The sequence below is a fragment of the Fructobacillus ficulneus genome, from assembly GCF_001047075.2.
GTDB lineage: Bacteria > Bacillota > Bacilli > Lactobacillales > Lactobacillaceae > Fructobacillus > Fructobacillus ficulneus.
On record NZ_DF968005.1, the window covers coordinates 173112 to 187184 of the forward strand.

Below are 14073 nucleotides of genomic sequence, written 5' to 3' on the forward strand. Positions count from 1 at the left end.
CCACATCGGGTCACAAATCTTTGAAGAGGACGGCTTTGAATTAGCCGGTGAACGCTTGGTTAATTTGTGCCAGAGTTGGGACTTCCAACCGGAAGTCTTGGACTTAGGCGGAGGCTTTGGGATTGCCTACACGGACGCCGATGATCCTCAGCGACCAGAAGATTTGGTTCAGGCCTTAATCGAAAGCGTCCAAGCCCAATGCAAGAGCCGCAACATGGCAACGCCAGCCATCTGGATTGAACCAGGCCGGTCAATTGCCGCTCCAGCCGGTTACAGCCTTTACACGGTTGGGTCACGCAAAGACATCCCCGAAGTCCGGACCTACTTGGCCGTGGACGGAGGAATGGGCGACAACATCCGCCCAGCCTTGTACCAAGCCGACTATCAAGCCGTTTTGGCAACGTCGGTTAATGCTCCAGCCGTTGAACATGTCCGCTTAGTTGGTAAGTACTGCGAATCGGGTGATGTCTTGATTCAAGACCAGGCTTTTCCTCAGACCCAACCCGGTGACTTGGTCGCCATTTTGAACACCGGGGCTTATGGGTATTCAATGGCTTCCCGCTACAACCGCAACCCAGTGCCAGCCGTCGTCTTTGTCGAAAATGGCTTGTCACAGTTGGTGGTCGAGGGTGAAAGTTTGGCCGACTTGACCAGCCACGACCGGGCCTACCAATTACCTGGTAAGTGGTAAGGCTGTCCGACCAACCGTGGTCGAATTAATTTTAAAAACATAATTTAACTTATATATATAGGAAGAAAAAGAGAGAAAATCAATGACTGAAATGGATACTGCCGCAATTATCAACTACCTTGCAACATCAAAGAAGCAAACACCAGCCCGAGTAACCTTGGCTGGCAACCTTGACCAGATTGAATGGCCAACAGATGTTCAGGCCTTCATCGAAACGAAGACTGGCACAGTAATTGGAGACATGATGACCATCCAACCAATCCTTGACGCTCACCAAGCAGATATCACCGACTACCATGTTGAATTGATTGCCCGGAACTCAGGAGTCCCACTCTTAAACACCCAAAACTTGGAAGCTCGGATTGAACCGGGAGCCTTGATTCGTGAACACGTCCAAATCGGCCAAAACGTGGTTGTCATGATGGGGGCCGTAATTAACATTGGGGCCAAGATTGGTTCCGGATCAATGATCGACATGGGAGCCGTTTTGGGTGGCCGAGCCGAAGTTGGCGAAAACTGTCACATCGGTGCCGGTGCCGTCTTAGCAGGAGTCATCGAACCTGCTTCAGCCGAACCTGTCCGCATCGGTGATGGTGTCTTAGTTGGCGCTAACGCCGTTGTGATTGAAGGCGTTCAAGTTGGTGAAGGTGCGGTTGTCGCAGCCGGAGCAATCGTAACCCAAGACGTGCCAGCTCACACGGTTGTGGCTGGTGTACCTGCTCGAGTAATCAAGGAAATTGATGCCCAAACAGAACAAAAGACGGCCTTGGTAGCCGCCTTGCGGACGCTTTAAGTATTAATTTAATTGCACTAAGAAAATTAAAAACAGCCTGTAAAAGGGTCTTCGGTCAGATTTGATCGGTCAAAAAGTAGGGAGAAAGTTAATGGCAAATAATTCAATTGATTTAATTCAAGTTCGGCGCGACTTGCACAAGATTCCAGAGTTAGCCCTGGAAGAATTCGAAACGCAAGCCTACTTAAAATCGCTGATTACTAGCCTTGACTGCCCCTTCTTGACCATCAAGGAGGTGCCAGAGGTGCCTACCGCTATGCTAGTTCGCCTAGCTGGTAGCCAACCAAGCAAAACAATTGGTTATCGGACAGACATTGATGGTCTACCGGTCGAAGAGGCCACGGGCTTGGCTTGGTCTTCAACCCACCCAGGAAAGATGCACGCCTGCGGTCATGACATCCATATGACTGTGGCGATGGGAATTTTGGCCTATTTCGCTAACCACCAACCAAAGGACAACCTGGTCTTCATTTTCCAGCCAGCTGAAGAAGCAAAGGCGGGGGGCAAGCAAATTTACGATGCTGGGGCCTTAACGGGTGACTTTGCCCCGGATGAAATTTACGCCTTGCATGACCAACCAGCGATGCCAGCTGGCCAACTTGGTTCACGGTTTGGAACTTTGCTGGCGGGAACGACGGAAATTAAGTTAACGATTACCGGTGTTAGTGGTCACGCTGCATACCCACACCAAGCCAAGGATGCCTTGGTGGCTGCGGCCGCCTTTGTGACTCAGGTCCAAACGGTTGTTTCCCGAAATGTCTCGCCAATCCATGGAGGAGTGGTGACGCTGGGATCCATGCATGCCGGAATTGCCGACAATGTGATTCCGGGGGAGGCACAGATTTTGGGCACGATTCGAGCCTTTACCCAGACTGACCTGGAAATGATGCAAAATCGAGTTCGTGCTGTCGCTGAAGGTGTTGGCCTAACTTATGGGGTCGAAATTGATTTGGTCCTCCACCAGGGTGGTTATTATCCTGTTGAAAACAATCCAGAAATCACGACGGCTTTCATTGATTTTATGAATGACAATCCAGCGATTGACTTTGTCGATGTGGAACCCTCAATGGCCGGCGAAGACTTTGGCTACTTGTTGAGCAAGTTCCCCGGCACAATGTTCTGGCTCGGGGTCGGTGATCCAACCCACAGTCTCCACAACGCCGGGATGAACCCCAACGAAGATGCCTTGCAACCGGGAGTCGATGCTATGACTGCTTACCTTGAATGGCGGATGGACCCGCAAGCCCAAGGTAAAGGGACTGCCAGTTAAGTTAAATAAATGAACACTTTGAACCAAGTTGTTTGAGAGGAAAATATTATGACAGAATCAGTAAACTTAATCACTGCATTGATCACCCCCTTTACCCAGGACGACCAAATCGACTATCCAGCCTTAGACCGGCTGACTGACAAGCTTTTTAATGAAGGAACGCAGGGCTTTGTGATTGGTGGAACCACCGGTGAGTCTCCAACCTTGACCGAAGAAGAACGGTTTGCCTTGTATGACCACTTTGCTGCCTATGTGGCCGGTCGCGGACCAGTGATTGCCAACGTTGGGACCAATAACACCGCCGAATCCGTGGCCCAAGCACGACGGGCCAGCCAGATTCCTGGCGTGACTGCCGTTTTGGCTGTAACGCCATACTATAACAAGCCTGACCAAGCTGGGATGATTGCCCACTTTACCGCCATTGCTGATGCCAGTGCCGTCCCAGTGATGCTTTACAATATCCCAGGTCGGTCAAGCGTGGCCTTGACCAACGAATCAGTTTTGACTTTGGCTGACCATCCAAACATCAATGCCGTTAAGCAAGTAACTTCAATCGATGACTTGGCCACTTTGGTCGCCCAAGCCCCTGCAGGCTTTGACGTTTATACCGGTGAAGATAGCCAAACTTTGGCTGCCAAGTCTGTTGGTTGTGCCGGTACGATTTCGGTCGCATCTCACTTATTTGGTAACGAAATGCAGGCCCTCTTTGCTGCTTTGGAGGCGGGGGATGTGGCCTTGGCTGGTCAATACCAACGGTACTTAACCCCACGGATGAACGTTTTGTTCTCCCACCCATCGCCAACCCCAGTCAAAGCTGTTTTGGCCCAGGCCGGCTTGATTGAAAATCAAGTCCGCCTACCATTGTTACCTTTGACTGCCGCCCAAACAGCTGAAGTTCAAGCTGTGTTAAACCACGAAGGAGCTGTGGCATGAAGACCGTCTTTTTAGCAGGTGCCCAAGGAAAAATGGGATTGGCCATCCAAGCCATGTTAGCTGATCGTAACGACATGCAGTTGATCGGAATGTTAACGACCGAAAAGGCCTTGGCCACGCTGGCCGACGAAGACCGGCCAGCTGGTGTCAATGTCTACACTCACTTGGACCATATCGACCAAAGTGCCGATGTTTGGGTCGATGTAACGAACCCAGCCGTGGCCTTGGCCAACGGAACTTACGCTTTGACCCATGGTTTTGATTTGGTGATGGGAACTTCTGGTTTGCAAGCCGCCGACTTAGAGACCCTGAGCCAATTGGCCGAAGCAGAGGGACGGGCTGCCCTAGTGGTACCGAACTTCTCGATTACGGCGGTTTTGTTGATGCAGTTTGCCGAACAGGCGGCCAAGTATCTCCCAGCAGCCGAAATCATTGAAGCCCACCATGAAGACAAGGTTGATGCCCCATCTGGGACAGCTCGCGCCACGGCCGAGTTGATTGCGGCCGCTCGGACCCAAACTCCTGACATTCCGGCTAGCGATGCCTTGGCCCGTGGTGACCAAAGTCAGGGTGTGCCCATCCACGCCATGCGCCTGCCGGGTATCTTAGCCGAGGAAACCGTTGTCTTTGGGTCAGCCGGCGAAACGATGACCATCAAGCAATCGACTTCCAGTCGGGCCGCCTTTATGACCGGTGTTGCTCAGGCGATTACCGGCTTGGACCGAGTATCCGGTCTAGCGGTTGGCTTGGATAAGGTCTTATAGGCTGAACCAAGATTTTGTAAAAAAAGCTAACAAATTAACTTCAATTGACTTGGAAAGTGATAGAATTATTCCAATTACCAACAACAATTACTCAGCGAGCATAGGAGAAGGGTCTCATGGTGAATGTTAAAGCAGGTTTGTCAAAGCAATACAATCGGTTGTTCGAAATTGTTCCACCAGCAGCGATTCGGGCCGTTGATATTAAGTTATCAGCGATTCCTGATATTATCAGATTAACAATCGGGGAGCCCGATTTTGCGGTGCCAATGCCAGTCAAAGAAGCCGTGAAAACAGCGATTGATAATGACGATTCGCACTACGCACCGGCCAAGGGCCTTTTGCCATTGCGTCAAGCAATTTCAACTTATGTCCATGAACGGTTCTCAACGCCTGTTTATGATCCTGAAAGTGAAATTGCGGTGACTATTGGTGCTTCAGAAGCCATCTATGATGCCTTGTCAGCCCTCTTTAACCGGGGTGAAACGATTTTGGTGCCAACACCAACTTTTTGTTTCTACCAAGCCGAAGCTTTGCGCCTAGGGTTGAATGTGGTGGAAATTAACACTGCTCCAAACTACCTATTTACCGCTGAGATGTTCAAACAGGCCATGGCCGACCATCCCGAAGCCAAGGGCTTGATTCTTAACTATCCTGGTAACCCAACCGGGGTGACTTATCCGGAAGAAACCTTGAAGGAATTGGCCCAAGTCATCGATCAAACCGATGTCTTAGTCATGTCCGATGAGATTTATGGGGAATTGACTTACGGTCGCCAGCACAAATCAATTTCGGCCTATATTCCAGAACAAACGATTTTCATCAGTGGCTTGTCAAAGTCGCATGCCATGACGGGTTACCGGGTCGGTTTTATTGCTGGACCAGCAGCCCTGATGAAGATGGTTTGCTTGGCCCATTCTGGGGTCGTGACGACTGCGCCAACGCCAATGATGGACGGGGCCTTAGCGGCCTTGACGGTTGCCAAGGATGCACCAGCAGCAATGCGTGATGTTTACCACCAACGCCGTGACCTAGTCTTGGCAGGCTTGGCCGAAGCTGGCTTTTCTGCACCCAAGCCAGAAGGGGCCTTCTACATCTTCGCCACGATTCCTGACTTCTTGAACCAAAATGACGAGGAATTCGTCTATGAATTGGGTGAACAAGCCGGAGTTGGGGCCATTCCTGGTACTGTCTTTGGTGATGGTGGTCAAGGACACATCCGCATTTCCTATGCCGCTTCAACGGAAGACTTAACAGAGGCAATGCGTCGCCTAGTGGCCTTTAGCCAAGCCGCTCGTGCTGAGCAAAAACAAGCTCAAGCTTAATTTTAATAAACGAACCAAGACCCTTGGATTTATCCAAATTCTTGGTTCTTTTTTTGCTATAATGAAAGACAGTTATGACAAATCGGAGAAAATACTGCTATGGAAGTTCATGATAACTTACGGGTCCGCATGGCCCGGCCAAAACGCTTTTCTTGGCTCAAGTTTTGGCTTATTACCGGAACCGTAATCGTGTTAATTTGCGCTGGGCTATATACGTATGCCTATATTTCCCTGCGACCAATGGCTAAGGCAGAGGACCAGGTCCAAAAGGTTGTTAGCCAAAAGACAGATTTAACTAACCTCCATAATATGACGGTCGATTACCGGAATGGGACGACCTATGCCGTCTTAGGCCAAGATGATGGCACTAATAAGGTTGCCATCGTTCAAGGCGAGGGGCAAGACCAGAAGGTTAAGACCTTTAAGTACGGCAACGGTCTGTCTCATGCCGATTTGATTAGTAAGGTTAAAACCGATTACAAATCAAAGAAGATTTATTCGGCCAACCTTTCGGTCTACCAAAAGACCTTGGTCTGGGAAGTTAGTTACGAGGGTAAGGACGGCGGTCTGAATTATTTGACCATTGACTACAAGAAGGGCACGGTTTACCGCGCTGTATATGGAATTTAGGGAGAAGAGAATGTTAGACGCAAGTGATTTTTCCGAACGAGTCTTAGCCGTTGAGCCTTCAGCAACCTTGGCTGTTTCCAAAAAAGCCAAGCAAATGGTTGCGGACGGGATCGACGTGATTAATTTGGGGGTCGGAGAGCCCGACTTCTTTACCCCAGAACCAATTAGCCAGGCAGCGATTACTGCCATTGAAAGTGGCAAGACTTCCTTTTACACACCGGTCGGGGGAATCTTACCACTCCGCCAGGCAATCGTTGCTAAGGTGGCAGAGACGACTGGTCAACAGCTCACGCCCAACCAGGTAACAGTCACAACCGGGGCCAAGTTATCCTTGTACGCCTTGATGCAGACCCTGATTAACCCGGGTGACCAGGTTGTCATGGCCCAACCTTACTGGGTCTCTTACGCGGAACAGGTCCGTCTGGCCCAGGGAAAGTTTGTCCCAGTGCAGACTGACCGCCAGGATATGAAGTTGACCCCAGCGGCCCTAGACCAAGTTGATGGTCCAGTAAAGTTAGTGATTTTAAACAATCCGACGAACCCAACCGGCCAGTTATACAGCCAAGCTGAGGTTCAAGCCCTCTTAGACTGGGCTAATAGCCATGATGCTTTCATTTTAGCCGATGAAATTTATGGCCAATTAGTTTATAATGGAGCTTCCTTTACTTCAGCGATGGCCTTGCAAACGGTGCAAGGTTCGCGCTTGATCATCGTTGATGGGGTTTCCAAGTCTTACTCAATGACCGGTTGGCGGCTTGGCTGGACGATTGCCGATGAAAGTATTATCCAGCAAATGAACAAGCTGCTCGGCCACATGACTTCCAATCCGGCAGCGGTGAGCCAGTATGCGGCCATGGCCGCCTTGCAGACTGAGCCGGCAGTTGTGGAAACGATGCGGGCCACCTTTGAGAAGCGGTTGAATGAAACCTATGACAAATTAACAGCCATTCCCGGTTTGACGGTTGATGTGAAACCTGAAGGAGCCTTTTATTTGTTCTTTCGGGTTGATCCAGCCATCTTGGCTAAGCTTGGCCTCGAGTCAACGATTGACTTTGCGACGGCCTTGCTTGACCAGGCCCACGTGGCCTTGCCAGCTGGAGAAGGATTTGGCATGCCAGGCTACATGCGGTTGTCATATGCCCAGGACCAAGAAACTTTGGACCGGGCCATTGACCGGATTGCGGCCTTTGTTAACCAGGCTGAAATGGTTAGTGAGTAATAAAATAGTTTTAATTAAGTAAAATGATAGGAGTCGGGTGAAGATTGCCCGAATGATTTATGACTGAAACAACAATTCCAACAATTCAAATTGTCGATGCACCTAAGTATGTCGGCCAAACAGTTAAAATTGGAGCCTGGTTACGCCAAAAGCGTGGGTCAGGAAAGATGGCTTTCCTCCAATTGCGCGACGGAACAGCCTTTTTCCAAGGTGTCGTTGCTAAAGCAGACGTTTCAGAAGAACTCTTTGACTTGGCCAAGGATCTGAAGCAAGAAACATCGCTTTACGTTACTGGTGAAATCCACGCTGATGACCGGTCTTCATTTGGTTATGAAATCAGCATTTCTGGTTTGGAAATTATTGGTGAAAGCCAAGATTACCCAATCACGCCCAAGGAACACGGAACGGACTTCTTGTTTGACGAACGTCACTTGTACCTCCGTCACATCAAGCCCTTTGCAACTTTGAAGATTCGTAACACCTTGATTGCTGCCACTTACGAATTCTTCAACCAAGAAGGCTTTATCAAGTTGGATGCACCGTTGATGACGGGGTCAGCTCCTGAAGGAACAACGGACTTGTTTGAAACGGATTACTTCGGTCAATCAGCTTACTTGTCACAAACTGGACAGTTGTACGCCGAAGCCGGAGCAATGGCCTTCTCAAAGGTCTTCACCTTCGGGCCAGCCTTCCGTGCTGAAAAATCAAAGACTCGTCGTCACTTGACGGAATTCTGGATGATTGAACCAGAAATGGCCTTCATGCACCAAGAACAATCTTTGGAATTGCAAGAACGCTATTTTGCTTTCATGATTGAAAAGGTCTTGGAACGCAATGACCAAGAATTAGACTTGTTAAAGCGTGATAAGGACTTGTTGCGTTCATACACAGAATTGCCATTCCCACGGGTTTCATACGATGATGCCATCAAGTTGTTACAAGACAATGATTTCGATGTCGAATGGGGCGTTGATTTTGGTTCGCCAGAAGAAACTTTCTTGGCTAACCATTTCTCAAAGCCAGTCTTTATCACGAACTTCCCCAAGGCTATCAAGGCCTTCTACATGAAGCGCCACCCGGACCGCGATGACGTTGTGATTTCAGCCGATTTGTTGGCCCCAGAAGGCTATGGCGAAATCATCGGTGGTTCAGAACGTGATACGGACTATGATTACTTGAAGGCCCAAATCGAAAAAGAAGGTTTGGACATGGAAGAATACGGTTGGTACCTAGACTTGCGTAAGTACGGTTCTGTCCCTCATTCAGGCTTCGGTCTTGGTTTGGAACGAATGGTTACTTTCGTGACGGGTGAAGAACATATTCGTGAAGCCATTCCATTCCCACGGATGACGCACCGCTTGCGCCCATAATTAAGATGATTAAAAAGCGCCCAGGGGGAATCTTGGGCGCTTTTCTACACAGGTTGCTAAGGCTGCCCTTGACGGCCAGGAGGATTTGATGGAAGATAGGTTGAAGGCCTTTTTACAAGCCGGTCAGACTAGCATTGATAACGCCATTTTAGTTCATTACCAAGACCTCGGCTTTGATAATGACGACTTGGTCTTATACTTACAAATTACTCGCTTGCAAGACCAGGGGGACCAGGCTAACCCGGCCGTTATTGCTCATTTGATGAAGGTTACCGAGAAAACAATTATCGACCGGCTCAAAGCCATGATTGATAAGAATTTGATGGAGGTCGTTAGTCAGGGTGGCCAGGGTGAGAAGTACGACTTTTTGCCTTTATATGACCGGCTTTTGCAGGGCAAGGGCATGCGCCCCGCCAATGACGTTGTTTCGATTGGTGAAAAAAGTCGAAGAGAAGTTGTCCGAACCTTGCAGGGGGAATTTGGTCGAAACCTCTCGCCGTTGGAATTACAGACGGTGGCCCAGTGGTTTGACCAAGACCATTTCGATCCGAACATGATGGTCTTAGCTATCCAGGAAGCGGTTGCCAACAACGCCCGAAGTTTGCGCTATATCGAAGCAATTTTGGTCAATTGGCAGCGGGAAAACCTGACCTCACCGCAGGCCGTCCAAATTTCTCGGGAAAAGCGACGGGGTGTGGTTTATCAAACCCAAGGCCGGGATGACCAGGCTAACAAAAAGCAGGCCAAGCAACCAATCGTGCCAACCTTTAAGTTGGACGACCTGTAAGTTTGACCTGCGGGTTTTATTGCAAAATTAACCGGCCCTGGTCGTCTTGGTGAAAACCAAGCAGGGGTTGGGCTGGACCTTGGTCAACCTGGCAAAAGAGTTTGCGGTTTTGACTAACCTGGCTCAGCCGGGTTTGGGCCTGGTTTAAGGTTAGGGGTTTGGACCCGGCCACGAGGGCCACATCACCAGTTGGTTGCAAAAAGGCCAATTGGCTGAGAGGCACAATCTCATTTTTATCGGTTCCGACTTGCCCATAAAGGGGTGTTTGGTCGGTCATGTAGCCGGTTAAGGCAAAGAATTCACTTAATTTCATAGTAGTTTTATTATAAAGGAAAAAGATGGAAAAGAAATATCGTTTAATGGCCACAGCGGCCGCCGGCTTGGAATCAGTGGTCGGACAAGAATTGAAAGACATGGGCTTTGACGTCCAAGTTGAAAATTACCGGGTCTTCTTTGAGGGAACCCAGGCCGACATTTTGCGCGCCAACTTGTGGTTGCGGACTGCCGATCGAATCAAGATTGTTCTCGGTGATTTTCATGCTGAAACCTTCGAAGAATTGTTCGAGGGAATTAAGGCCTTGCCTTTAGAAGATTACCTCAACTATGATTCTGAATTCCCAGTTGCTGGTCGGTCACAAAAATCAACCTTGCACTCCGTACCAGACGTTCAGTCAATCACGAAGAAGGCCATTGTTTCACGGTTGCAAGAAGCTTACCACGTTCGGACACGCTTGCCCGAAACTGGCTTCTTTGCCCAATTAGAAGTGATGATTAACAAGGATGATGTCTTGTTGACACTGGACACGACCGGACCATCGCTCTTTAAGCGTGGTTACCGAGTTCAAAAAGGTCCGGCACCGTTGAAGGAAAACTTCGCGGCGGCGTTGATTTTGTTGACCAATTGGAACAAGAAGGACACCTTCGTGGACCCAACTTGTGGATCGGGAACAATTCCAATCGAAGCAGCCTTAATCGGGCGTAACTTGGCTCCCGGTTTGACCCGCGATTTCGATGTCGAAAAGATGGATTGGTTCGACCATACCTTGTCAGATACCATCCGTGATGAAGCCGAAGACCAGGCCGATTACGACTCTGTCCTCGACATCCGTGGCTACGATATCGATCCGAAGATGGTCGCCATCGCCAAAGAAAATGCTAAGCATGCTGGTTTGTCTCAAGATATTACCTTTGAAGCCATCGCTGCTGGCGACTGGCAACCAGACCAAAAGCAGGGTGTAATTGTTTCTAACCCACCTTACGGTCAACGGTTGGGCGAAGTCGAAGAAGCCGAAGGTTTGTACCAAGAAATGGGTGCCGTTTACAAGACGATGCCATACTGGTCAAAGTACATTTTGACTTCGGATTTGTCCTTCGAAAAGGCTTACGGTGAAAAGGCCACGAAGAAGCGCAAGCTTTTTAACGGACAATTACGGGTCGATTATTTCCAATACTGGGCAAAGCGGCTACCAAAAGACTAATTATTCCAAATTTGAATATTAAAATATTGAAAAAGATTGCATTTATGCAATCTTTTTTGTGTGCCGTTTTTTAAAAATGTTAATCGTAATTATAAATATTAAAAATATTGACTGGACAAAATTTATTTTGATTTAATTTTGGTGGTCAATTTCCGTGATTTTATTTTAAAATATTAAATGAAATCGTTTTCTTTTTAAAATTGTGTTTTATTATTATATCATTTATACTCAAATTGTCATAAAAGACAATAAAGTAAAGGAATGTAAAGAAATGAATACACAATCAAGGAAAAAGTACAGTATCTACCAGTCACAACGACTGTGGTTGGTAGCATCGACTTTCTTTGTTTCGACCGGCTTAGCCGTGATCGATCAAAGTAAGCATGGCCAAGCCGCGGCGGACCAAGTCCTTCACCAGCAAAATGCATCGAATCAGGGGAAGGCCAGTGCTGGTAGTGGCGCTGAAACGGCCACGAATCAAGCTGATTCAAATAACTTAGCGGTACAAAATTCCCAGGCTGATCAGTCCTCCCAAGCCGCGGTTAACTTGCAAGCCGATGGTGGACCAATGGCCCACCAGGTCCAGCCGGATTTGGCTGCGGACCAAGCGGGGTCGACTTCAGCAACGACTAGGCAGCCAATGTCTGAATCTAACTCAACAACTTCAGCAATTACTGAATCAAAGGACCAAGCAAAAGGGGGGAGCCCAAGTGACCAACCTAGTCCAGTTCAGACAGTTAAAGTTGGTAGCGATAGCTTGACTCGTACTACTGGGGACCAAGTTAAGGCGGAAGATATCGCCAACTTACCCTTACCATCACTCTATGAACAGACGTCTGTCGCCTATGAAAGCCTAGTCAAGAAACTAGGAACAGCAGGTGTCAGTCTTGATTCGACCGGCAGTGCTGAGCTCACCACCGATCAAAGCCACATTGCTAAGGCTGGAAAGATGATTTTTGGTCAACCTGACAAGGGCTTTGCCGGTTTAACAGGAACTAAAAATGATTATTCCAACGTTTCGCAAATGCGACTAACGGTTGATGATGCATTAAGTAAACAAATTTTAGACGCCGTTAAAGAAAAATTTGGCGCTGATACGAATGGGACCCAAACTCGGTATTACCCAGATTCGAACTTGCTAAGCATCGGTGGAGCAATTCCGTTGACGGCCAGCATTGATTCGAGTAACCATTCGGTTTTGAATCCCTTGTACTATTACCAGGCCTTCAAGGCCACTCTTGCTTCAATTGCCAACCTTTTGAGTGTTGGCTTGATTGAAGATAAGCTTTCTGCCAACTACCAACAGGGTCAGTATGGGGTTTACATGCGGGTAAATGTTCCTCACGGTGTCGACCCCAATGACTTTGTTCAGGCTTTAAACGTTGACCAAGCCCAATTTGCGGCTGAAATGAACTTTAATGCTAACCTCGGCATGAACCGGTTGATTGATCAAATTCCGGGTTTAAGCACGCTCTTGTCAAAGGGCTTAGGCATCCCAGTTAGTGGAAATTTGGGAGCCGTTGTTGATGCCGTTTTGGGTAAAACCATTGACCAGCTCAATGAGAAGTACGGCACTAATCTCTCGGCTCGGAATACGGATAATCCCTTTTACCCAATTAGCCTTCATCCAACGGATACCAAGATTGATTTGCAAGAAGATCCTGATGGCATGTACTTCTTGGTCCGTGGGGACAACCTGTCAAAATATACGGATTCAATCACTCAAGCCAAAATTTTGTTAACTCATTTTATGATGGAAAGCCTGTCGTGGGCCGGTAATATTGCCGGTGGAGCTTACGGTTACTTTAATTTTGATTTGGACCGGTACCCCGGTAATATGTCAACGGCAGAATTGACGGATACCTATAACTCCGACGGCAAGCATGGCGACTATGTGGCCAAGATGGCTCCCTATGCCGATAATAGCCCCTATAAGATTTTGACCCGGCACCAGTTACCGCCAGAACGCCAGGGCCACGTGGCCTTAGGCATCAACGTTTTGGATGCCAATGATATGTTGTCACGGCAAAGTCGGGATTACGGCCACCAAGGTGATTTGGGACAAAGTATTGCCATTAACCATGATAAGAAGCACGACCACCGTTTAGAACAGTCAAATGTGCCAACTTGGCGAGCATATATTTCACCATTTGACCAAGAAAATCAGTTGAATACTAAGAGTATTGAAAATCAGTCGGAAGAGTGGGCTGAAGTTTCGGGCCAAAAAGCTGTTTTGCCGGGTGCTGATTTAGACCATCGAATGGTTGTCTTAGCAGATGGCCAAAATTTCTATGATCAAATTAACCGTTTTGACCGTGTCATCGATTACTTCGACCATGATGTGCTGTTAAACGGTCAGGGCTTTACGGTCAATGGAACAGTGAAAGATATTAAGGTTGTTAAGTCAACTGACCCCGATGGTCAGCTAACCACCAAAGAGAACTTCGCAATCTACAACCGACCATTTACGGTTTACTACACTGGTCAATTAACTTTGGCAGATGGTACGGTGACTCCTTTACGGCCTAGCCAAATTAAAGTTATCCAGAAGCGGTCGGCCGATGCCAGTCCCTTAGACCAAGAACGGACCAAGGCTTTTGATGTTGTCGAGGAGCAAGCCAAGGCAGTTCAGGCTGTGATTAAGGTTCTAGAGCCAAAGTTAGCTGATAGTGAGGCAGAAGATTTTAATCATCAGCTTAACCGCTTAGTGGCTCAGACTAACCAACAATTAGAGCAGGCGACTGATTCGTCTGGAATTAATACCATCCAAAGTCAGGCCTTGACCGACTTGGCGGGTGTTCAAGACCAAGCTTGTC

Annotated in this window: 13 protein-coding genes; 12 read left to right on the forward strand and 1 reads right to left on the reverse strand. The window is 48.3% G+C overall.

All coding sequences use genetic code 11. The features are described 5' to 3' along the window. From AOQ29_RS08130 to AOQ29_RS05585, 10 genes are all read left to right on the forward strand, one after another. The coding region (locus AOQ29_RS08130; RefSeq protein ID WP_407645484.1) for a diaminopimelate decarboxylase family protein at window positions 1–691 on the forward strand (691 nt) is incomplete at its 5' end. Window positions 692–773: 82 nt separating this feature from the next. Next, complete coding sequence (gene dapD / locus AOQ29_RS05545) at window positions 774–1484, forward strand: 2,3,4,5-tetrahydropyridine-2,6-dicarboxylate N-acetyltransferase (RefSeq protein WP_061993514.1); 711 nt, start codon at window positions 774–776, stop codon at window positions 1482–1484. A gap of 91 nt (window positions 1485–1575) precedes the next feature. After that, on the forward strand, window positions 1576–2754 hold the full coding sequence (locus tag AOQ29_RS05550; protein ID WP_061993515.1) for an N-acetyldiaminopimelate deacetylase: 1179 nt from the start codon (window positions 1576–1578) through the stop codon (window positions 2752–2754). 48 nt (window positions 2755–2802) lie between these two features. After that, window positions 2803–3687, forward strand: coding sequence for a 4-hydroxy-tetrahydrodipicolinate synthase (gene dapA, locus AOQ29_RS05555; protein ID WP_061993516.1), 885 nt, complete (start codon window positions 2803–2805; stop codon window positions 3685–3687). Further along, entirely contained in the window at window positions 3684–4451 is a 768-nt protein-coding gene (dapB, locus tag AOQ29_RS05560; RefSeq protein WP_061993517.1) for a 4-hydroxy-tetrahydrodipicolinate reductase, read from the forward strand. Before dapA ends, dapB begins: the two co-directional genes overlap by 4 nt. Window positions 4452–4567: 116 nt before the next feature. Then, a complete protein-coding gene (locus tag AOQ29_RS05565) occupies window positions 4568–5773 on the forward strand; it encodes an aminotransferase class I/II-fold pyridoxal phosphate-dependent enzyme (protein WP_061993518.1) in 1206 nt (401 codons plus the stop codon). Between the two features lie 99 nt (window positions 5774–5872). Continuing rightward, window positions 5873–6403 (forward strand): hypothetical protein, encoded by a 531-nt coding sequence (locus AOQ29_RS05570; RefSeq protein ID WP_061993519.1) that lies wholly within the window; start codon window positions 5873–5875, stop codon window positions 6401–6403. 10 nt (window positions 6404–6413) lie between these two features. Next, on the forward strand, window positions 6414–7622 hold the full coding sequence (locus tag AOQ29_RS05575; protein ID WP_061993520.1) for a pyridoxal phosphate-dependent aminotransferase: 1209 nt from the start codon (window positions 6414–6416) through the stop codon (window positions 7620–7622). A gap of 59 nt (window positions 7623–7681) precedes the next feature. Next, window positions 7682–8992: an asparagine--tRNA ligase gene (asnS, locus tag AOQ29_RS05580; RefSeq protein WP_061993521.1), complete on the forward strand. Its 1311-nt coding sequence runs from the start codon at window positions 7682–7684 to the stop codon at window positions 8990–8992. 88 nt (window positions 8993–9080) lie between these two features. Continuing rightward, on the forward strand, window positions 9081–9779 hold the full coding sequence (locus AOQ29_RS05585) for a DnaD domain protein (protein WP_083989337.1): 699 nt from the start codon (window positions 9081–9083) through the stop codon (window positions 9777–9779). A 16-nt stretch (window positions 9780–9795) separates the two neighbouring features. Here AOQ29_RS05585 and AOQ29_RS05590 read toward each other — a convergent pair whose 3' ends face one another. Then, window positions 9796–10092, reverse strand: a complete 297-nt coding sequence (locus AOQ29_RS05590; RefSeq protein WP_061993522.1) for a hypothetical protein — start codon at window positions 10090–10092, stop codon at window positions 9796–9798. A 25-nt stretch (window positions 10093–10117) separates the two neighbouring features. On the opposite strand from AOQ29_RS05590, the gene AOQ29_RS05595 reads away from it, so the two are divergent. Next, a complete protein-coding gene (locus tag AOQ29_RS05595; RefSeq protein ID WP_061993523.1) occupies window positions 10118–11257 on the forward strand; it encodes a THUMP domain-containing class I SAM-dependent RNA methyltransferase in 1140 nt (379 codons plus the stop codon). Between the two features lie 271 nt (window positions 11258–11528). Next, on the forward strand, window positions 11529–14073 hold a 2545-nt coding region (locus tag AOQ29_RS05600; RefSeq protein WP_158530754.1), incomplete at its 3' end, for a hypothetical protein.

Excerpts from the sequence above, each read along its gene's own strand:
- dapD (WP_061993514.1), top strand. The coding sequence starts at position 774 with ATGACTGAAATGGATACTGCCGCAATTATCAACTACCTTGCAACATCA.
- AOQ29_RS05550 (WP_061993515.1), top strand. The coding sequence starts at position 1,576 with ATGGCAAATAATTCAATTGATTTAATTCAAGTTCGGCGCGACTTGCAC.
- dapA (WP_061993516.1), top strand. The coding sequence starts at position 2,803 with ATGACAGAATCAGTAAACTTAATCACTGCATTGATCACCCCCTTTACC.
- dapB (WP_061993517.1), top strand. The coding sequence starts at position 3,684 with ATGAAGACCGTCTTTTTAGCAGGTGCCCAAGGAAAAATGGGATTGGCC.
- AOQ29_RS05565 (WP_061993518.1), top strand. The coding sequence starts at position 4,568 with ATGGTGAATGTTAAAGCAGGTTTGTCAAAGCAATACAATCGGTTGTTC.
- AOQ29_RS05570 (WP_061993519.1), top strand. The coding sequence starts at position 5,873 with ATGGAAGTTCATGATAACTTACGGGTCCGCATGGCCCGGCCAAAACGC.
- AOQ29_RS05575 (WP_061993520.1), top strand. The coding sequence starts at position 6,414 with ATGTTAGACGCAAGTGATTTTTCCGAACGAGTCTTAGCCGTTGAGCCT.
- asnS (WP_061993521.1), top strand. The coding sequence starts at position 7,682 with ATGACTGAAACAACAATTCCAACAATTCAAATTGTCGATGCACCTAAG.
- AOQ29_RS05585 (WP_083989337.1), top strand. The coding sequence starts at position 9,081 with ATGGAAGATAGGTTGAAGGCCTTTTTACAAGCCGGTCAGACTAGCATT.
- AOQ29_RS05590 (WP_061993522.1), bottom strand. The coding sequence starts at position 10,092 with ATGAAATTAAGTGAATTCTTTGCCTTAACCGGCTACATGACCGACCAA.
- AOQ29_RS05595 (WP_061993523.1), top strand. The coding sequence starts at position 10,118 with ATGGAAAAGAAATATCGTTTAATGGCCACAGCGGCCGCCGGCTTGGAA.